Here is a 20380-nt window from a genome sequence, read left to right as displayed (position 1 = left end):
ATAACCTACATATAAATAAGGGCTATAAACAGGTTGTTTCTTTACTTTTTGAATAGCTAGCCCTATAGAGTTAAAATAGTATTGCAATGTACTGGAGGAATGGATATGAATCCGAATTGGATTTTACAACGTGCACATTTAACACCGACTCGACGTGCATTAATATTTGAAGACCAATCATGGACATTCGAAGAAATAAAAAATATTTCAGTCCATAGAGCGAAACAATTAGCAACATTAGGTATTCAACAGAACAGTCGTGTTGCCATTATGGGACCGAGTCAACCGCGCCTTATTTTTATCATGTATGCATGCATGCACCTACAATGTGAAATGGTCATGCTCAATCGTAAGCTTTCAAAGGAAGAATTACAATATCAAATAGAAGATGCTGGAGTAGAAATGGTTTTAGTTGATGACGAGGATATTTCTCTCTTACCTGATAATACGCCCCATCTTTTATTTACAACAATCGAAAATAGTGAAGCGACATCTACTAATATTCGACATGAATGGCCAGATGATCAAACAACATCCATTATGTATACGTCAGGTACGACAGGATTTCCAAAGGGGGTTCGTCAAACCGTCGGTAATCATCAGGCAAGTGCATTATCATCTGTGCTAAATATTGGCCTTTCTGAAGATGATGTGTGGCTGTGCGTAGTCCCTTTATTCCATATAAGTGGATTTTCGATTTTGGTTCGTTCATTACTTTATGGCAATCAAGTAAAGTTGTACAAAAAATTTGATAAAGAAAAATGTGTCAATGATATCGCCAAAGGAAATGTGACCCACATGTCCGTTGTGGCGGTGATGTTAGAGCGTATACTTCAAGGCTTAGAAGAAAAGGGCAGTCAAGCATCTCCTAAGTTTAAGTTAATTCTTGCAGGGGGAGGCCCTGTTCCTGTACATTATCTTGAGCGGGCCCACCGATTAAATTTACTTGTTTCTCAAACGTACGGTATGACAGAAACATCCTCCCAAACAGCTACTTTATCTAACAAAGATGCATTAAGAAAAATAGGTTCTGCTGGAAAACCACTATTTTTCAATCAAATTAAAATAGCTAATGCAACGATGGCTAATGAAGAAGGGGAAATTTTAATTCGAGGTCCCCATGTAACTCCTGGCTATATTGGTCGTTTTTCTGATAAAAGCTCCACTATTGATGGTTGGTTACATACAGGAGATATTGGTTACTTAGATGAGGAAGGGTATTTATATGTACTTGACCGTCGCTCCGATTTAATTATTTCAGGGGGAGAAAATATTTACCCAGCTGAAATAGAGAACGTATTAATGAGTCATGAAGCGGTTCGAGAGGCTGGAGTTTGCGGTGTAGAAGATGAGATTTGGGGACAAGTACCGGCAGCATTTGTTGTTCTTCATTCTACAATTACGGAAGAAGAACTACTTGAATTTTGTAAAGGGAAGTTAGGAAAGTATAAAATACCGAAATATATTTATTTTGTCCCATCCCTTCCACGAAACGGCTCAAATAAATTAATGCGAAGAAAGTTAAAAGAATATATGATATAAAAAAGAGGCTGGGACAAAACCCTCCTCTAAATAAAAAAAGCCGGTGAAATTTTACGAAAAGTAAAATTTCACCGGCTTTGAATTTTTTACAATAAAATAAGGACCTCTTCTGATAAAATTAAGTTACCACACAAAACCATATCGAAAGAAGGATCCTTATGTTTAAAGATTATAACATGAATCAACTCATTTTGCCTTTAGATTTAGAAGTAAAATTACAAAATAATGATATTGCTTTCCATATCCATCATCTAGTTGAAAGTATCCCTCATGAAGCGTTCGAACCATTTCTACGAAATGAGGGGTGTCCTGCCTATCATCCACGTATGATGCTTAAAATTATCTTATGTGCCTATACACAATCTATCTTCTCAGGACGGAAAATTGAAGCCCTATTAAAAGACAGTATCCGAATGATGTGGCTAGCCCAAGGATATGAACCAAGCTACCGTACAATCAACCGATTCCGTATTCAACCAGAAGTGAAAGATTTAATTCGTCAATGTTTCGTTCAATTCCGTTGCCAATTGATTGAAGAAAAGCTTATTGATCAAGAAGCGATTTTTATCGATGGTACAAAAATTGAAGCAAATGCGAATAAATTTACGTTTGTTTGGAAGAAAACCATTGAAAAATATCACCAAAATTTAATTGAAAAGTCAAACCAGCTATACAATGAGCTACTAGAGAGTGAAATCATACCTGAAATTCAACGTGAAAGCGATAAACAGTTATCATTGGAAGAACTCGCTCAATTAGTTCAAAAAGTGGACGATGTCGTAACTGAATATGATAAACAAATTGAAACATCATCAGATGTTCTAGAACGAAAAGCCTTAAGAAATAAACGTAAATACCCGAAACAATTACGCAAGCAGTTGATTGATTTTGTCCTACGTAAACAAAAATACGAAAGAGACTTTGAAATCTTTGGTACACGCAATAGCTATTCTAAGACAGATTCAGATGCGACGTTTATGCGAATGAAAGATGATTATATGCAAAACGGACAATTAAAAGCTGGATATAATGTACAAATCGCAACGGAAGGTCAATATACGCTTGCCTATAGTATATATACAAATCCAACAGATACACGTACGTTAATTCCATTTCTAGATGAGATTGAGCAACATTATTTTGAGTTACCAAAACACATTGTTGCAGATGCAGGTTACGGTAGTGAACAAAACTTTCATGATATCCTTTCGAATAGAAAACGAGAAGCACTTATTACGTATAGTATGTATTTGAAAGAACAAAAGAAAAAGTATAAACAAAACATATTTAATCCCGATAACTGGACGTATGATGAAGAAACCGATACATATACATGTCCTAATCAAAAACGTCTTGAATTTCAATATTATTCTGTCCGTAATGACCACACAGGCTTCCAACGGAAGCTCAAAATTTACGAGTGTGAAGACTGTTCGGGATGCCCATTCCGTTCATCGTGTACCAAAGCTAAAGAAGGCAACAATCGAAAATTAATGGTAAATGAAAAATGGGAACAGCAAAAAGAATATGTAAGAGCGAAGCTTTCAGAAGAGAAAACAAGTGCCATTTATCGAAGACGCAAAATCGATGTGGAACCAGTTTTTGGATTCTTGAAGGCTAATTTGCGTTTCACTCGATTTTCTGTACGAGGAAAATCGAAGGTAGAAAACGAAATGGGCCTCGCGTTAATGGCTGTGAATTTAAGAAAATTCACGGCCATTAACTAAAGAAAAAAAGAATTTACACACCAAAATAGAGAAAGGTGAATTTGAGTTTCCTCAAATTCACCTTTCTCACTATTTGAAGCTAGTTATGTCCCAGCCTCTTTCTTTTAGTTTAATGCTTTTTTGAATGTTTCTATATTTTTTTCCATTAACGTGAAGTATGTTTCATTATTGTTTATATCTTCTTCTGTTAACACACTCAAGTTATGTAACTCCAGTGTGCCTGCACCTACTTCATTTTGTATAACCGAAGAAAGTTTTGAAGAAACGTTTTGTTCAAATAAAATATATTGAATGTTTAATTCTTGTGCCTGTTCTACGATGCTAGCTAGTTCTTTTTGGGAAGGCTCGCTTTGAGAATTAATTCCTGCAATAGCTACTTGTTCTAAACCATATTGTTTAGCGATGTATCCAAAAGAAGCATGGGAAACAAAGAATGTTTTCGTTTTCGCTGCAGAAGCCATTTCTTTAAATTGTTGATCCAACGAATCTAACTCTTCAATTAATAATTCATAGTTTTCATTAAAAGTTACTTCTTGTTCTGGTAAAGAAGCAACAAGTTCTTCCTTAACTGCCAATGCTAAATCCTTTGCTAAAATTGGAGAAAGCCAAACATGGGGGTCGATATCACCGTGATTATGTCCTTCATGTCCTTCACTTTCATCATGATCGTGGGTTTCCCCTTCTTCATGCTCGTGGTCATGTTCTTCTTCTGCAGAAGCATTTAATTGATCATCAGAAATATAGTCTGCTGCTGCAACTAGTTTCACATTTTCGCCTTCTAAAGTCTTTTGAGCATTTTCTACAAAGCCTTCAAGTCCAAGACCAATATAGAAAAATAGATCAGCATCTGCCAATGACATCATATCTTGTTGTGTCGGTTCATAAGTATGTTCATTTGAACCAGGAGGATAAATGGAAGACACATTTACAAAGTCTCCACCAATACGTTCAGCAAAGTAACTTAATGGATAAACTGTTGTATAAACGTTTAATTTTGATGAATCTTGCTCAGAAGAAGATTCATTTTTGGTTGTAGTACTATTTGAAGATCCATTATTCGTACTGTTACATGCAGCTAAACCAATGGATAGAACAGCAATTAACAATAAAAAAGCAAATTTTTTCATTTTATTTCATCCTTTTTAAATAGTAATAATTACGATTTGAAATTTCAACATTCTCAATAATACATGATTCATTAAAAAAATACAATAAAAAAAAGCCTTCGAATTATTTTTTTTTCGAAGGCCATTTTTCAGGAACAGGATCATATCCTCCTGGATGGAAAGGTTGGCATTTTAATATACGGATAGTTGTTAAGATAATTCCCTTTATTGCACCGTGTTTTCGAAAGGCTTCAAGACCGTATTCGGAACAAGTAGGGTGGAAACGGCATGTAGGGGGCGTAACAGGTGAAATAAATTTTCGATAAAATTTAATAAGTAAAATAAAAGGATATTTCATTTTTTGAACTCCTAATCGTATGAATCGTTAGACAGATTGAAATCAAATCTTTTCTATATTTTTTATTATAAAACAAATAGGGTAACAAGATTAGTATTTTTGCATTTTCATAGAAAAGGTTTCGTTCATGATGTTTTAAAGTAATAAAGAACGGTTATAGTAATGATGACATTAACAATAATGTCTGTAAAAAAGGTCATAAATCTTTATTAGTTGTCCAAACTATTCGTAGTATGAACGAAAAAAGACAAAAAAATTATTGATTATCGTCAATAAGATTGAAGAGGTGGATATCATGACAAACAAACCATTAATCGAACAATTAAACGATCTTGTAGCTACTTGGTCAGTCCTTTATACAAAGCTTCATAATTATCATTGGTATGTAAACGGACCTTCATTCTTTACCCTTCATGAGAAGTTTGAAGAATTATACAATGAAGTCACTTTAAATTTAGATGAGGTTGCGGAAAGAATCCTTACTAAAGGTGGAAAACCTGTTGCAACATTAACGGAACATCTTCAAATGTCCCATATTAAAGAGGCAACCGGTTCAGAAACTACGGAAGACATGGTTCAAACAACGATTACTGATTTTAAAACGATTATGGGTTTTTTAAAGGAAGCCATGCAACAAGCCGCTGAAGAAGGGGACGATCGCACGGAAGATATGTTAAATGAAATGGTTCAAAGTTTAGAAAAACATACTTGGATGCTTTCCGCTTTTTTAGGGAATAATCAGTAACTTTTTAAAAGTGAAACGAATCGATGTATCAATGCTAAATTTTGTTCATGAATAGTTCACTTTTTTTCGCTCCATACTGAATAAAAGGAGTGATTGTCATCGATACAACGATATATGTTTCTGTCGTGAACCAGTCATATAGTTATTATCCATTAGGGTTACCTTGTGAATTTAAATTAAAAATGGATAGTGATAAAGCAAGAATTTTTGAAAGGTTATTCATGCAGATGGATTCATTGGAATTTGATAATATTGTTCGTGCCCATTTACCTTATTTACCTTATCATTTAGATGAATCCAATGATGAAATTGACAATCGTTTAAAAAAGATTTATGCGCTAATTCATGAATTTGGTGATGATTATACAAAACAATTTGTAGAACAATTACCGTATTTCCATTGATTACGAAACATCCCTTCGCTAGACTATAATTATGTATAGGAGATGAGCAAAGGGATGTTTACTTTTATTGATGAAAATGGTTGCAAAGTGGATTTAAGATTTGATGATGGTCCATTTGAAATTGAACCAAAACATGTACTTGTTTTCGTTTGTTATAAAGGAAAATGGCTTTGTACGATTAATAAAAAGCGTGGTATCGAATTTCCAGGTGGCAAAGTAGAGCCAGGTGAAACGTTGGAAGAAGCAGCGATTCGCGAAGTATATGAAGAAACGGCAGTACATATTTCAGATTTAAAATGGTTTGCTTATTATGTTGTCCATGATAAAGTCCCATTTTGCAAAGCCGTTTTTACTGGAAAAGTCGAAAGAATTGATGAATTTGTGGAAGAGTATGAGACGTTAGGAATGACGTGGCTTACTACAGAAGAATTAATAAACCATCCCCATTTAAGTTTTTACATGAAGGATAGGGGAATGAAAAAGATGTTACAGGAAGTGAAGCATCATGAAAGACAATGGTAGTATCGAATCAATTCGAAGTTATCCTTCACCAAATCCTAATGTCGTATTAAAAGAAATTATATATTGGTCCCAAGGCCTTCGAGTAAAAGGTTTATTAGCAAAACCCGTCCACGAGGATGATTGTGAAGCATTACTATATTTGCGCGGAGGTTTACAGTCAATCGGTATGGTACGTCCATCCCGGATAGCCCAATTTGCAAGTCAAGGATTTATTGTATTTGCTCCTTATTACCGGGGGAACCGTGGTGGAGAAGGAAGAGACGAAATGGCAGGGGACGACCGTTTTGATGCGATCCATAGTGTAGAAGTTTTAAAGCAATTTGTTGAGAAAAAAGACGTGCATTTATTCGGCTTTTCCCGTGGTGGTTTAATGGCTTTATGGACGGCGATTTTGCGAAACGATATTAAATCGGTTGTAACGTGGGCTGGTGTATCCAATGTTACTTCCATGTATATGGAACGAGTTGATATGCGAAGAACTTTGAAAAGAATTATTGGAGGTTCTCCTAATAAAGAACAGGAGAAATATGATGAACGAACGCCTATTTTTAAAGTGAATGACATTCATGCTCCGGTTTTAATTATTCATGGAACAGAGGATGAGAATGTAAGTATTCATCAAGCCTATGAATTGGAACAAGCATTAATAAAAGAAAATAAGCAAGTTGAAACTTGGTATTCTTCCGGGTTATCCCATCATTATCCACCCCAATTAAACAGACAGACAGTAAAGGCTCTTTGTGAATGGATGAAATTAAAATAAAAAGGGACGTCTAAATTAAAGTGTACCCTTTGTAAAGGACATTTTTAAAAAAGGCTTTTAAGCAACTTGAAGAAGATGGTGACTGTATTGTGCAGGCGTCATCTTTTTTAAGTTCCATTGACCTCGGTAATGATTGTAATAAGTCATATAACTCTTAATCTCTCTTTTTACTTCTTCTAATGTTTCACACGATTTAAAGTCTGTTTCATCTTTAAAATGACCAAAAAACGATTCTTGTGGGGCATTATCCCAACAGTTTCCACGACGTGACATAGATTGCTCTAGTCCCATTTTCTTTACCATCTTTTGAAATTGGGGGCTGGTATAGTGGAACCCTTGATCAGAGTGAATGAATGCGCCATCGGCCAATTTTATCCCATTCTTTTTCAACATCTTTAATGTATTTAATGCAATATCTAGTGTAATTTTATCCGATGTCTCATATGCTAAAATTTCATTGGTTTCGGCATCTTTTATAGCGGATAAGTAGGCACGTTTTCCTTTTCCATAACTCAAATATGTAATGTCTGTTAATAATACTTTTCTAGCGATTCCTTGCTTAAATTTACGGTTTAATAGATTTGGTAAAGTTCTATGTTCTTTCGTTGCTTTGGCCATTCTTCGATATGGATTTGCTTTTCGAATGGGGCAGATGATTTGAAACTTTTTCATGATACGACGAATTCGCTTTAGGTTATATGTAATTTGATACTGATTTTCTAACGTCATTTTAATTTGACGTGCACCTTTCTTACGACCACGGAAATTGAACGCTTTTAAAATGATTTCTTTGACTGTCTCATCTGCCTGATCACTAGCTTGTCTACTAAGTTGTGCTTCTTCTGAAAAATAACGATAGTAGCCCGATCGAGAGACTCCAACTAATTTACAAAGGTAGCTTACCATTCTTTTTAAGCGGTGTTTTTCTATCACATACTGGATCAACTGAAATTTTTGTTCCGCTGTTAATTTCTCTTTTTCTTTATCAACAACCTTTCTGCTAAATCGATCTTTTTTAGTAGTTCATTTTCTGCACGTAATAATGCATTTTGCGCCTCTAACCTTGCGTACTTTTCTTCTATACTTAATTCTCGCTCAAGTGGACGTCCTGAAGAGTGTTTACGTGTATCCACAAGCCCAGCTACACCATTCTTTTGATAAGCAGCACGCCATCGCTCTAAAGCAGACTTTGCACGTTTTTTACCTACGATATCAATATCAAATCCTGCATCTTCAAAAATTTGAAGTGGAAATTTCCCTTCCTCATATTCTTTAATGGCTCTTGCTTTAAATTCATCTGTATATGTTATTGCTTTTTCACTCACTGCTTTTACATAAGGATGTTTCTTGAGTAATTTCTGTTCTTGATCTGTAAATAACTTTTTCGACATGTTCTTCCGCTCCATCAACCATTTATTTTATTTCATTATAAATAAAAGTACCCTATAAGAGAGACCTTTTTTCAAGTGTCTTTCTTATAGGGTACATTTTAAATTTAGACGTCCTTTTTATTATGGATTAAGCTAAAGGGCCACCTTTTTTCAAAATATCTTCAGAAACGTTTGTGAACTTTTTGAAGTTTTCTTTAAATAAGTCTGCTAAATAAGCTGCTTTTTTATCATAAGCTTCTTTATCTGCCCAAGCTTCACGAGGATTTAAAACTTCGCTTGGTACACCTTCTACGGCAGTCGGGATATGTAATCCAAAGATTGCATCTTGTGTAGTCTCAACATTATTAAGTTTTCCATCAATAGCAGCACGAACCATTGTACGTGTATAGGAAAGCTTCATACGGTTTCCAACACCATACTCTCCACCAGTCCAACCAGTGTTTACTAAGAATACTTGAGAACCGTGTTCATCAATTTTTTGACCTAACATTTCAGCATAACGAGTTGCTGGAAGTGGTAAAAATGGTGAACCGAAGCATGTAGAGAATACTGGCTCAGGAGATGTTACGCCACGTTCTGTACCTGCTAATTTTGAAGTAAATCCACTTAAGAAGTGGTACATTGCTTGCTCTTTCGTTAATTTGCTGATTGGAGGTAATACTCCGAAAGCATCAGCTGTTAAAAATACGATTGTTTTCGGATGTCCTGCAACGGAAGGTGTAACAATGTTATCGATAAAATGAATCGGATAAGCAGCACGAGTATTTTCCGTTAATGTTACATCATCATAATCAGGAATACGAGTTTCTGGGTCAATTACAACATTTTCTAAAACGGAACCAAAGCGGATTGCGTTATAAATTTCCGGTTCTTTTTCAGCGGAAAGGTTAACCGTTTTTGCATAACAACCACCTTCGATGTTAAATACGCCATTGTCTGACCATCCATGTTCATCGTCACCAATTAACTTGCGATTGCTATCAGCAGATAAAGTTGTTTTACCTGTACCAGATAAACCGAAGAATAACGCTACATCACCAGCTTCACCAACGTTTGCTGAACAGTGCATTGACAGGATATCACGTTCTGGTAATAGGTAGTTCATAATACCGAAAATAGATTTTTTCATTTCACCAGCGTACTCAGTACCACCAATTAAAATGACTTTCTTTTCTAAAGATACAATAATGAATGTTTCGGAAGTAGTACCATCTACTGCTGGATCTGCCTTAAAGGTAGGAGCTGAAACAATTGTAAATTCAGCCACATGAGAAGCTAACTCATCTTTTGTTGGACGGATGAATAATTGATGACAGAATAGATTGTGCCATGCATATTCATTAATTACTTGGATTGGAAGTTGTGATTCTTTATCAGCTCCTGCAAACCCTTTGAATACAAATAGCTCATCTTTTTCTTTTAAATAGTTTACAACTTTAACGTAAAGGTTATCAAACACTTCAGCAGAAATCGGACGGTTTACATTACCCCAGTCGATTTTGTCTTTTGTGCTTTCTTCTTCTACAATATATTTATCTTTAGGAGAACGGCCAGTATATTTACCTGTTTCAGCACGTAAAGCGCCATCTACAGTTAATGTTGCCTCTCCACGTTCGGTAGCTTTTTCCACTAATTGTGGTACTGAAAGTTGAACATTTATATTTTCTCCGTTTAATAATTCCTTCAGTTCATTTGCAATTTCTACTGAATTCATCGATTTAATACCATCCTTTTTTAAGAATTCCCACTTGCATTGGGAGGGTTGATTAATTTCAAAAATAGTATAACACATTGATTTAAATAATCTATACTAATTCCTGAAAATTATTTTATAATTTTAAAACATTTCATGATTTAGGTAAAATCCATTGACAATTAAAGTTACTTTACGTAAGATGTTGTGTTGAACGGATACTCTTATCCCGAGCTGGTGGAGGGTCAAGGCCCTATGAAGCCCGGCAACCTGCATTTTCATTTTATAATGCGATGGTGCCAACCTGATGCAAGGGGATACCCTTGAACGATAAGAGTGAAAGGTAATGTAATGAAACGACAATTCCTTTTACTCATGCAAAAGTACTTGAGTAGAGGAATTTTTTTTTTCAATTTAGAACACAATGAAAAGGATAGTTTAACTACCTATTTTATATGTGCCTTTCTAAATCCATGTATCAAATTACGAATAAGTGAATTTCACTTGCCATAACTTTTGATGCCACTCGATAAAAACTAGATTTCAAAAATGTTCTACAATACATTTTATACGAAATCTAACACAAAAGGTAGCTAAAAATTGTTCAGAACATGTTTTTGTACATATTTCATTATACAATTACTGTCCTTTTTAACTATCTTTAAAAAGATGGAAAATTTAAGCTAAACAAAAAATATCATTGTGACGGCTTGAAGTACTAATCTTTATAAGTGGGCTAAACATGGGTAATAGAGTACCGTATCAACAACGAGGAAAGAGTCTCGCTATAAACTTAGGAGGAAATCAAATGACAAACCGTCGACTGTTTACATCAGAAAGTGTAACAGAAGGGCATCCGGATAAAATTTGTGATCAAATTTCCGATGCTATTTTAGATGCAATCATTTCTGAAGACCCAAATGCACGGGTAGCTTGCGAAACAACGGTAACAACTGGATTAGTGTTAGTTGCCGGGGAAATTACAACATCTACATATGTTGATATTCAAAGTGTTGTTCGCAATACTGTTGCGGAAATTGGCTATACACGTGGGAAATATGGATTCGATGCAGAAAATTTAGCAGTATTAACTGCTATCGGAGAACAATCTCCTGATATTGCGTTAGGTGTAGATCAAGCTTTAGAAGCACGTGAAGGATCTATGACTGATGAAGATATCGAAGCAATTGGTGCTGGTGACCAAGGTTTAATGTTTGGATTTGCATGTAACGAAACGCCAGAATTAATGCCATTACCAATAAGCTTAGCTCATAAATTAGCTCGCCGTTTAACGGAAGTTCGGAAATCAAAGGAAATTCCATATTTACGTCCCGATGGTAAAACTCAAGTTACAGTAGAATACGATGAAAACAATCATCCAGTTCGGATTGATACGATTGTTATTTCTACTCAACATGATGAAGATGTAACATTGGAACAAATTCAACAAGACTTAAAAGAAAAAGTAATTAATGAAGTTGTTCCTTCTGATTTAATCGACTATGAAACAAAATACTTCATTAACCCGACAGGACGTTTTGTTATCGGTGGTCCTAAAGGGGATGCTGGTTTAACAGGACGTAAAATTATTGTCGATACGTATGGTGGTTATGCTCGTCACGGTGGCGGGGCATTCTCAGGTAAGGATCCTACGAAAGTAGACCGTTCTGCCGCATATGCTGCAAGATATGTAGCGAAAAATATCGTAGCAGCTGGTCTTGCAGAGCGTGCTGAAGTTCAATTAGCATATGCCATCGGTGTAGCTCGACCTGTTTCAATATCAGTGGATACGTTTGGTACAGGTAAAGTAGAAGAAAATAAATTAGTAGAATGGGTAAGTGAATTGTTTGATCTACGCCCAGCTGGCATTATTAAAATGCTTGATCTACGTCGTCCAATGTATAAACAAACGGCTACTTATGGTCATTTTGGTCGCACAGATTTAGATGTCCCATGGGAAAACACTGATATCGCTCAAAAATTAAGAGAAAAGGCCGGACTTTAATTTTCTACATGAAAGAAAATTAGGCTGATTCATAGATAACAAGAAAAAATCTGCGAGATTTCTAAGGTGGTTTTTCCCACTTCAATAGAAATTAAGCAGATTTTTTTTTATTTCGGAATGAATATGTAAAAGAAAAATTAATGGAAGAAAAATTTAAATAATGTTTTAAGCATCCTTTTTACAATAGATAAAATGTATAAAACAATTAAGGAAAAAGCGAATATAAAAACATACAGAAGGATTTTTTGAAAAAACAAAATTAGTTGGTCGCTCCCTATTTCATCTAATGCAATCGATATGATGAGGGGAGTTAAAAATACGATGACCGGTGCAGTAAAAATAATAAGGCTGATTAGTAACCATTCAGATCCCTTTATAAGACGTATTACGAAGCACCCCTTCTTTATTTATATGAACAAAAAATAGAGGTAATACTTCGAAGATTTTAATAAAAAGAGTGTAACATGAAAGTTTACACTCACTTAAGAACATTATTTTTGAATTGATTTGTAGTATTGTCCCTTTTCAACGTATTCTCGGATAATGCGGTCCATATCTTCTCTATCTTCTGGGGTAACCATACGAACTACTTTTGCTGGTCTACCCATTGCTAAAGAATTAGGTGGAATTTTTTTACCCGGTGGTACTAAACTACCAGAACCGATAAATGCACCCTCTCCTATCTCAGCACCGTCTAATATAATGGACCCCATCCCAATTAATGCTCGTTTACGAATCACGCAGCTATGTAATGTTACTTGGTGGCCAATTGTTACTTCGTCTTCTATGATTAAAGGATTGTTCGGGCTTTGATGCAAACAACTTAAATCTTGAATGCTACAGCGTTTCCCGATTATAGTAGCTGATACATCCCCACGAATTACCGTATTAAACCAAATGGACGTCTCTTCACCAATTGTGACATCACCAGTAATTACGGCATTATCGGCAATAAATACAGATGGGTCTATTTTAGGATTTTTATTTTTAAATGGATAAATCATCGAAAAATACCTCGTTTCTAAGTATGATATATTATTATCGTATCAAATAAATAAAAGTATGGAAAATAATAATTGGTATATATATCCACAACTGAATAAGTAATGGGCAGGAGGGTGCGTTATGTGGAAATGGGAAGCAGATGGACAAGCAAAGGCAGTAGTCGTTATCATACATAGCGTTTTTGAACATCATCGTTGGTATGCTTGGTTAATTGAAAAACTTCGCTTAGAAGGTTATCACATTGTTATGGGAGATTTGCCAGGCCATGGCGAACATTTAAAATATTCAAAGGTTCATGACGAAACGATTGAAGAGTATTTAGATTATATTAAAAAGTTAATGGAAAGTGCTTTAACATATCAGTTGCCGGTTTTTATTATTGGTCATGGATTAGGTGGAACATTAGCTATTAGATTTTTAAAGAAGAATACAGTGGAATGTGCAGGTCTAATTTTAGCTTCGCCTTGGCTTCATTTAAAGAAAACGGCTAATTTACTTACGAATGCAATTACAAGTTTAGGAACTATAGCATCGAACAAAAAAATCTCGTTGAAGTTCGATAAAAATATGTTAACTAGAAATTTAGACGGCTACAATGAAATGGTTGATTATTTACCATATCATTCCAATGTAACGGTAAGATGGTTTAAAGATATCCATAATTTAATGAAAAATATGACGGCAGAACAGGAAGGGACATTAGCATTACCCATTTTGTTAATGGTTGCTAAAGAAGATAAAATTACTGATCCTCAGCCTGCAAGAAAATGGTTATTTAATCAAATGTCGTCGGAAATTCAATATAAAGAATGGCCGAACAGTTATCATAACTTATATCATGATTATGAACGGGAAGAAGTATTTACGTATGAGAAGGACTTTATCAATAATGTTATTCGTTCGTTAGGATACATTATTAAATAAAATGACATTTAAAGAAAAGAACTATCCATGAAATTCCTTTCGTTGGATAGTCTTTTTTTATGCGAATTCCAAATAGTAGAATAATGAAAATGAATACAATAAATTATCTTAATATTCTAACGTTTTATTTTTATAGTAATAGATAAAAATTTTTATTGAATTGAGGTTTTAATTTATGTAATATAAAGAATATTCTAAATAATAAATGAAAATGAGGTGCATCCATGATTGAGGAGATTGTTACGTGGTTAAACGATATGTTATGGGGTCCAGTAATGATTTATGGTATTTTAATCGTCGGACTACTGTTCTCCATCTTAACGAAATTTGTTCAAGTCCGAAAAATTAAGGATATGTTTGTCCTAATGTTTACAGGAGAAAAATCGGAAGCGGGTATTTCGTCATTCCAAGCTCTATCAATAGCATTATCCGGTCGAGTTGGTACGGGTAATATTGTAGGTACAGCTACAGCTATTGCTTTTGGTGGACCAGGTGCTGTATTTTGGATGTGGGTAACGGCATTTATTGGAGCATCAACTGCATATGTGGAATCAACATTAGCTCAAATTTATAAAGAAAAGAAAAATGGTGTTTACCGAGGAGGTCCAGCCTTTTATTTAGAAAAAGGTACAGGTCAGCGTTGGTTTGGCGTTGTCTTTGCCGTAGCTGCCATTTTAGCCGTAGCTATTTTAATGCCAGGGGTACAATCAAATGCGATTACTAGTGCGGTAAATAATGCTTTTGGTGTTGAACCGTGGATTACTGGTTTAATTGTTGTAGCGATATTAGCATTTATTATTTTAGGTGGCGTGAAACGTATTGCAAACGCAGCTCAAATTATCGTTCCTTTTATGGCTGTTGCCTATATTTTATTAGCCATTATTGTAATCATAATGAATATTTCCCTTGTTCCAGATGTATTTGCCCTTATTATTCGTAGCGCATTTAATGTTGATGCGACCTTTGGCGGGATGATTGGTGCAGCGATCGCGTGGGGTGTAAAACGTGCAGTTTATTCGAATGAAGCAGGACAAGGTACAGGACCACACTCTGCAGCAGCAGCTGAAGTATCCCACCCAGCTAAGCAAGGTTTAGTACAAGCGGCTTCTATTTATATTGATACATTATTCGTATGTTCAGCAACAGCATTAATGATATTGTTTATGGGTACATATAACACAAATGTAGGAGATGCTAATGGGGAATTAGTAGTTGAAAATGTAGCAGGGGCTACTTATTCAGAATTCACACAATTAGCCGTAAATAAAGCATTCCCTGCCTTAAATGATTTTGGTTCGATGTTTGTGGCCATTGCGCTGTTCTTCTTTGCCTTTACTACAATTATGGCCTATTATTATATTGCTGAAACGAATGTGGCGTACTTATTCACCCAGAAAAGGGAACAATTCTTTACTTGGGTCTTAAAATTTGTCCTCATCATTTCCACTTTCTATGGGGCAATCCGTACATCGGATTTAGCTTGGAAATTTGGCGATTTAGGATTAGGTTTAATGGTTTGGATTAATGTAATCGGAATACTCATATTAATGAAACCAGCTATGTTAGCGTTGAAAGATTACGAGCAACAGAAAAAAGAGGGGAAAGATCCAGTATTTGACCCTATTAAACTAGGAATTAAAAACGCAACCTTCTGGGAGAATTATAAAAAAGATAAATAAAATAAAAAGAGCGGGCAAAAGTAAAATGTACCCTATAAGAAAGACACTTGAAAAAAGGTCTCTCTTATAGGGTACTTTTATTTATAATGAAATAAAATAAATGGTTGATGGAGCGGAAGAACATGTCGAAAAAGTTATTTACAGATCAAGAACAGAAATTACTCAAGAAACATCCTTATGTAAAAGCAGTGAGTGAAAAAGCAATAACATATACAGATGAATTTAAAGCAAGAGCCATTAAAGAATATGAGGAAGGGAAATTTCCACTTCAAATTTTTGAAGATGCAGGATTTGATATTGATATCGTAGGTAAAAAACGTGCAAAGTCTGCTTTAGAGCGATGGCGTGCTGCTTATCAAAAGAATGGTGTAGCTGGGCTTGTGGATACACGTAAACACTCTTCAGGACGTCCACTTGAGCGAGAATTAAGTATAGAAGAAAAGTACGCAAGGTTAGAGGCGCAAAATGCATTATTACGTGCAGAAAATGAACTACTAAAAAAGATCGATTTAGCAGAAAGGTTGTTGATAAAGAAAAAGAGAAATTAACAGCGGAACAAAAATTTCAGTTGATCCAGTATGTGATAGAAAAACACCGCTTAAAAAGAATGGTAAGCTACCTTTGTAAATTAGTTGGAGTCTCTCGATCGGGCTACTATCGTTATTTTTCAGAAGAAGCACAACTTAGTAGACAAGCTAGTGATCAGGCAGATGAGACAGTCAAAGAAATCATTTTAAAAGCGTTCAATTTCCGTGGTCGTAAGAAAGGTGCACGTCAAATTAAAATGACGTTAGAAAATCAGTATCAAATTACATATAACCTAAAGCGAATTCGTCGTATCATGAAAAAGTTTCAAATCATCTGCCCCATTCGAAAAGCAAATCCATATCGAAGAATGGCCAAAGCAACGAAAGAACATAGAACTTTACCAAATCTATTAAACCGTAAATTTAAGCAAGGAATCGCTAGAAAAGTATTATTAACAGACATTACATATTTGAGTTATGGAAAAGGAAAACGTGCCTACTTATCCGCTATAAAAGATGCCGAAACCAATGAAATTTTAGCATATGAGACATCGGATAAAATTACACTAGATATTGCATTAAATACATTAAAGATGTTGAAAAAGAATGGGATAAAATTGGCCGATGGCGCATTCATTCACTCTGATCAAGGGTTCCACTATACCAGCCCCCAATTTCAAAAGATGGTAAAGAAAATGGGACTAGAGCAATCTATGTCACGTCGTGGAAACTGTTGGGATAATGCCCCACAAGAATCGTTTTTTGGTCATTTTAAAGATGAAACAGACTTTAAATCGTGTGAAACATTAGAAGAAGTAAAAAGAGAGATTAAGAGTTATATGACTTATTACAATCATTACCGAGGTCAATGGAACTTAAAAAAGATGACGCCTGCACAATACAGTCACCATCTTCTTCAAGTTGCTTAAAAGCCTTTTTTAAAAATGTCCTTTACAAAGGGTACACTTTAAGGTTGCCTTGCTCTTTTTTATTCTTTAGGGAAATTCTTTACTTTTTCCAATGCTACGATAAAAGGTGGATCATTTTTTTGGTTTAAAAATTCGTACCGGAGAACATGTACATACTTTTGAGGAAGGGAGCTGACGAATTTTAATAGTTCATCCCGTTCCTCTTTTCCACCTTCGTGACCATGATAGATTACTAAAACGATAATACCGCCGATTTTCAATAGTTGTAGTAGTTGTTCTATCGCTTCAATCGTTGTATTACTTTTCGTCACTACATGATGATTGGCACCTGGTAAATAGCCGAGGTTAAAAATAGCCCCACCAATTTGTTGTTGAACATGTTGTGAAATATGTTCATGGCCATCTAAAATAACCGTTGCTAGATGACTAACTCCATTTTCCTTTAGACGATTCTCCGTTGACTCAATGGCTTGTTGCTGGATGTCAAAAGCGTAAACATGGCCTTTCTCTCCAACAAGTTCCGTTAAAAATAATGTATCGTGACCGTTTCCAGCAGTCGCATCGATTGCAATGTCCCCTGCATCAATTGACTCGGAAAGGAGCGTTTTAGCATATTGTAAAACTCGTTGTAACTTCACTACCGTCACTTCCTTTTGGCTAATGCTTTTTTCTTCCATTAAACCATTTCGGTCTTGGACGGAACATATAATTTTCCTTGCCAACTTCCGCGACGTTCGAGTTCAGCATCAATACCGTTTAAAACTTCCCATTTGTTAACACTCCACATTGGGCCAATCATTAAATCAATCGGACCATCACCGGTAATACGGTGGACAATCATTTCAGGTGGAATTACTTCTAACTGATCTGCAACAAGTTTAATATATTGGTCCTTTTCAAGAAATTCCAACATACCTTTTTCATATTGCTTAACTAACGGCGTTCCTTTTAGTAAATGAAGCAGGTGAATTTTTATTCCTTGTACGTCCAGTTTTGCCACTTCACGGGCTGTTTCCATCATCATATCGTAATCTTCTAACGGTAAGCCGTTAATAATATGTGTGCAAACACGGATGTTATGTTTTCGAAGTTTCTCGACGCCTTCTACATAAGTTGCATAATCATGGGCACGGTTAATTAAATTTGCTGTTTTTTCATGAACCGTTTGTAACCCTAATTCCACCCATAAATACGTCCGTTCATTTAATTCTGCTAAATATTCAACAACGTCATCAGGTAAACAGTCTGGACGAGTTGCAATACTTAACCCCATCACTCCTTCGCAGGCTAAAGCTGCCTCGAATTTTTCCTTTAAGACAGGTAGTGGAGCATGGGTATTTGTATATGCTTGGAAATAAGCCATAGTTAAGCCATCTTTCCATTTATGTTGCATTTTTTCTTTAATTTTTTCAAATTGAACTGGGATTGGATCGACCCGATCACCAGCGAAGTCACCGCTTCCGGCAGCACTACAAAACGTACATCCGCCAAATGCAACAGTGCCATCACGGTTTGGGCAATCGAAACCGGCATCTAAAGCGACTTTATATACTTTTTTCCCAAATTCATCTCGTAAATATCGATTCCATGTATAGTAACGTTTCCCGTCGGATGGGAAAGGAAATTGTTGTTCAATCATTTCATTCACTCCTCTATCAAGTATTCTAACACGGGATGTTGTATTGTGCATTTTGTATCATGAAATTCCGTCAATTCAACAATTTTTTTCTTGTACTTCTAGTAAAAGAAGAATACTATTATTTTTTGTGGGAAAAGAGTTTTGGAGGTATAGATATGCCTAAAAAGGTTTGGCTATTAGTTATTGGGACCTTTATTAATATAACTGGGAGCTCATTTCTATGGCCGTTAAATACGATTTATATGCATGACCATCTGGGACAGTCTTTATCGGTTGCAGGACTTGTATTAATGTTAAATGCAGGGGCGACAGTATTAGGGAATTTAGCAGGAGGCCATTTATTCGATAAATTAGGTGGCTATAAATCGATTATGTTTGGCATTATAATTACGGTTATTTCTTTATTTGGCATTACTTTTTGGCATGGTTGGCCCCATTACGTTTGGTTTTTAACGATTATGGGCTTCGGAAGCGGGATTGTTATACCTTCCATTTTCGCATTGGTAGGATCCGTTTGGCTAGAAGGTGGGAGAAAAGGATTTAACGCTATTTATCTTGCTCAAAATTTAGGAGTGGCAGTAGGGCCAGCATTGGCAGGGCCTATTGCAGAAAAGAGTTTTGATTATTTATTTATTTCGAATTTAGGATTGTATGTCGTATTTTTCATTTTAGCTGTTGTCACTTATCGAGATATCGTACCGAAAATTGAGACGGAGAAAAGTAATAATGGGGAAAAGGTGAAATTATCTACTTCCAAATTAAATTTCTACTCGTTAGTTATTTTAAGTAGTGGCTTTTTGTTAGCATGGATAGCTTATTCTCAATGGTCAACTACCCTTTCAACCTACATACAACAACAAGGGATTAGTTTGAAAGAGTATAGTTTACTTTGGACGATTAATGGTGTGTTAATTATTACACTGCAACCTATTATTAGTCCAATTGTGCAAAAGTATGAAAAACAAATAAAGTCCCAATTAGTAATTGGTGTCATCATTATGATGCTATCCTTTACCGTTATTTTGTTTGCCGATAGTTTTAAAATGTTTGCCGCAGCAATGGTTATTTTAACAATCGGTGAAATATTTGTATGGCCGGCTGTACCGACGATTGCTAATATGTTAGCGCCTAAGGGGAAAGAAGGAACATATCAAGGGATTGTGAATAGTATAGGTTCAATAGGAAGAATGATAGGTCCATTTATTGGTGGTATGATTGTCGATTATTATAGTATGAACGTACTAATTTTATTTTTATGTAGTTTATTTATTATTAGTATTGTTCCTTGTTTACTATATGATAAACCAATTAAGAAATCCTCTCATCCTATTTCTATTGATAAGTAATTTTTGCTTTAAAAAGCATTTAACTGGGGGACTTGTATATTTTATGTATTTCCATTAAAATGATTAAAATAATAA

General features: G+C 35.3%; 18 protein-coding genes and 1 riboswitch. Of the genes, 11 read left to right on the top strand and 7 right to left on the bottom strand.

Annotated elements, in window-relative coordinates; genetic code table 11:
• The first annotated feature begins 105 nt into the window (after positions 1-105).
• Entirely contained in the window at positions 106-1542 is a 1437-nt protein-coding gene (locus MHH69_RS12935) for an o-succinylbenzoate--CoA ligase (protein WP_122973639.1), read from the top strand.
• Positions 1543-1700: 158 nt separating this feature from the next.
• On the top strand, positions 1701-3269 hold the full coding sequence (locus MHH69_RS12930; RefSeq protein ID WP_341361490.1) for an IS1182 family transposase: 1569 nt from the start codon (positions 1701-1703) through the stop codon (positions 3267-3269).
• A gap of 104 nt (positions 3270-3373) precedes the next feature.
• Here MHH69_RS12930 and MHH69_RS12925 read toward each other — a convergent pair whose 3' ends face one another.
• Together MHH69_RS12925 and yidD are read right to left on the bottom strand one after the other, a co-directional pair.
• On the bottom strand, positions 3374-4396 hold the full coding sequence (locus tag MHH69_RS12925; RefSeq protein ID WP_122973731.1) for a metal ABC transporter solute-binding protein, Zn/Mn family: 1023 nt from the start codon (positions 4394-4396) through the stop codon (positions 3374-3376).
• A gap of 103 nt (positions 4397-4499) precedes the next feature.
• Entirely contained in the window at positions 4500-4733 is a 234-nt protein-coding gene (gene yidD, locus MHH69_RS12920) for a membrane protein insertion efficiency factor YidD (protein ID WP_122973732.1), read from the bottom strand.
• A 295-nt stretch (positions 4734-5028) separates the two neighbouring features.
• Between yidD and MHH69_RS12915 the strand changes: the two genes are divergently transcribed.
• The 4 genes from MHH69_RS12915 to MHH69_RS12900 all read left to right on the top strand — a co-directional run bounded on the left by MHH69_RS12915 (position 5029) and on the right by MHH69_RS12900 (position 7167).
• Entirely contained in the window at positions 5029-5478 is a 450-nt protein-coding gene (locus tag MHH69_RS12915; protein WP_122973733.1) for a Dps family protein, read from the top strand.
• An 89-nt stretch (positions 5479-5567) separates the two neighbouring features.
• Positions 5568-5882 carry a transposase gene (locus MHH69_RS12910; protein ID WP_122973734.1) on the top strand — a complete coding sequence of 105 codons (315 nt, stop codon included), beginning with the start codon at positions 5568-5570 and terminating at the stop codon, positions 5880-5882.
• A 54-nt stretch (positions 5883-5936) separates the two neighbouring features.
• On the top strand, positions 5937-6404 hold the full coding sequence (locus MHH69_RS12905) for an NUDIX domain-containing protein (protein ID WP_122973735.1): 468 nt from the start codon (positions 5937-5939) through the stop codon (positions 6402-6404).
• Positions 6388-7167 (top strand): alpha/beta hydrolase family protein, encoded by a 780-nt coding sequence (locus MHH69_RS12900; protein WP_122973736.1) that lies wholly within the window; start codon positions 6388-6390, stop codon positions 7165-7167. The genes MHH69_RS12905 and MHH69_RS12900 overlap by 17 nt, the downstream gene beginning before the upstream one ends.
• 57 nt (positions 7168-7224) lie before the next feature.
• On the opposite strand, the gene MHH69_RS12895 is transcribed toward MHH69_RS12900, so the two are convergent.
• Together MHH69_RS12895 and pckA are read right to left on the bottom strand one after the other, a co-directional pair.
• A protein-coding gene (locus MHH69_RS12895) for an IS3 family transposase (RefSeq protein ID WP_341361629.1) occupies positions 7225-8558 on the bottom strand; the annotation gives its coding sequence in 2 pieces (ribosomal slippage) (positions 7225-8171 and positions 8171-8558; 1335 coding nt in all).
• Between the two features lie 127 nt (positions 8559-8685).
• On the bottom strand, positions 8686-10272 hold the full coding sequence (gene pckA / locus MHH69_RS12890; protein WP_122973681.1) for a phosphoenolpyruvate carboxykinase (ATP): 1587 nt from the start codon (positions 10270-10272) through the stop codon (positions 8686-8688).
• Between the two features lie 200 nt (positions 10273-10472).
• Positions 10473-10588: riboswitch (SAM riboswitch) on the top strand.
• Between the two features lie 471 nt (positions 10589-11059).
• Here pckA and metK point away from each other — a divergent pair.
• Positions 11060-12256 carry a methionine adenosyltransferase gene (metK, locus tag MHH69_RS12885; RefSeq protein ID WP_341362495.1) on the top strand — a complete coding sequence of 399 codons (1197 nt, stop codon included), beginning with the start codon at positions 11060-11062 and terminating at the stop codon, positions 12254-12256.
• A 491-nt stretch (positions 12257-12747) separates the two neighbouring features.
• On the opposite strand, the gene MHH69_RS12880 is transcribed toward metK, so the two are convergent.
• Complete coding sequence (locus MHH69_RS12880) at positions 12748-13260, bottom strand: gamma carbonic anhydrase (RefSeq protein WP_341362494.1); 513 nt, start codon at positions 13258-13260, stop codon at positions 12748-12750.
• Positions 13261-13381: 121 nt separating this feature from the next.
• On the opposite strand from MHH69_RS12880, the gene MHH69_RS12875 reads away from it, so the two are divergent.
• From MHH69_RS12875 to MHH69_RS12865, 3 genes are all read left to right on the top strand, one after another.
• Entirely contained in the window at positions 13382-14185 is an 804-nt protein-coding gene (locus MHH69_RS12875) for an alpha/beta hydrolase (RefSeq protein WP_122973684.1), read from the top strand.
• Positions 14186-14409: 224 nt separating this feature from the next.
• Complete coding sequence (locus MHH69_RS12870; RefSeq protein ID WP_421930395.1) at positions 14410-15864, top strand: alanine/glycine:cation symporter family protein; 1455 nt, start codon at positions 14410-14412, stop codon at positions 15862-15864.
• A gap of 122 nt (positions 15865-15986) precedes the next feature.
• A protein-coding gene (locus tag MHH69_RS12865; protein ID WP_341361629.1) for an IS3 family transposase occupies positions 15987-17320 on the top strand; the annotation gives its coding sequence in 2 pieces (ribosomal slippage) (positions 15987-16374 and positions 16374-17320; 1335 coding nt in all).
• 59 nt (positions 17321-17379) lie between these two features.
• Here the strand turns inward: MHH69_RS12865 and MHH69_RS12860 are convergent.
• Both MHH69_RS12860 and MHH69_RS12855 read right to left on the bottom strand, forming a co-directional pair.
• Entirely contained in the window at positions 17380-17958 is a 579-nt protein-coding gene (locus MHH69_RS12860; RefSeq protein WP_122972964.1) for a tRNA (mnm(5)s(2)U34)-methyltransferase, read from the bottom strand.
• Between the two features lie 38 nt (positions 17959-17996).
• Positions 17997-18959: a TIGR01212 family radical SAM protein gene (locus MHH69_RS12855; protein WP_122972962.1), complete on the bottom strand. Its 963-nt coding sequence runs from the start codon at positions 18957-18959 to the stop codon at positions 17997-17999.
• Between the two features lie 155 nt (positions 18960-19114).
• Between MHH69_RS12855 and MHH69_RS12850 the strand changes: the two genes are divergently transcribed.
• Positions 19115-20305, top strand: a complete 1191-nt coding sequence (locus MHH69_RS12850) for an MDR family MFS transporter (protein ID WP_341362493.1) — start codon at positions 19115-19117, stop codon at positions 20303-20305.
• Positions 20306-20380 lie beyond the last annotated feature (75 nt).

Source organism: Ureibacillus sp. FSL E2-3493 (assembly GCF_038077515.1).
GTDB classification, from domain to species: Bacteria; Bacillota; Bacilli; order Bacillales_A; family Planococcaceae; genus Ureibacillus; species Ureibacillus halotolerans.
The sequence above is the reverse complement of the archived record's forward strand: the minus strand, read 5'-3'. Positions and strand labels throughout refer to the sequence as shown.

Bases quoted from the DNA above. Each gene is read 5' to 3' on its own strand.
- MHH69_RS12935 (WP_122973639.1), top strand. From the start codon at position 106: ATGAATCCGAATTGGATTTTACAACGTGCACATTTAACACCGACTCGA.
- MHH69_RS12930 (WP_341361490.1), top strand. From the start codon at position 1,701: ATGTTTAAAGATTATAACATGAATCAACTCATTTTGCCTTTAGATTTA.
- MHH69_RS12925 (WP_122973731.1), bottom strand. From the start codon at position 4,396: ATGAAAAAATTTGCTTTTTTATTGTTAATTGCTGTTCTATCCATTGGT.
- yidD (WP_122973732.1), bottom strand. From the start codon at position 4,733: ATGAAATATCCTTTTATTTTACTTATTAAATTTTATCGAAAATTTATT.
- MHH69_RS12915 (WP_122973733.1), top strand. From the start codon at position 5,029: ATGACAAACAAACCATTAATCGAACAATTAAACGATCTTGTAGCTACT.
- MHH69_RS12905 (WP_122973735.1), top strand. From the start codon at position 5,937: ATGTTTACTTTTATTGATGAAAATGGTTGCAAAGTGGATTTAAGATTT.
- MHH69_RS12900 (WP_122973736.1), top strand. From the start codon at position 6,388: ATGAAAGACAATGGTAGTATCGAATCAATTCGAAGTTATCCTTCACCA.
- pckA (WP_122973681.1), bottom strand. From the start codon at position 10,272: ATGAATTCAGTAGAAATTGCAAATGAACTGAAGGAATTATTAAACGGA.
- metK (WP_341362495.1), top strand. From the start codon at position 11,060: ATGACAAACCGTCGACTGTTTACATCAGAAAGTGTAACAGAAGGGCAT.
- MHH69_RS12880 (WP_341362494.1), bottom strand. From the start codon at position 13,260: ATGATTTATCCATTTAAAAATAAAAATCCTAAAATAGACCCATCTGTA.
- MHH69_RS12875 (WP_122973684.1), top strand. From the start codon at position 13,382: ATGTGGAAATGGGAAGCAGATGGACAAGCAAAGGCAGTAGTCGTTATC.
- MHH69_RS12870 (WP_421930395.1), top strand. From the start codon at position 14,410: ATGATTGAGGAGATTGTTACGTGGTTAAACGATATGTTATGGGGTCCA.
- MHH69_RS12855 (WP_122972962.1), bottom strand. From the start codon at position 18,959: ATGATTGAACAACAATTTCCTTTCCCATCCGACGGGAAACGTTACTAT.
- MHH69_RS12850 (WP_341362493.1), top strand. From the start codon at position 19,115: ATGCCTAAAAAGGTTTGGCTATTAGTTATTGGGACCTTTATTAATATA.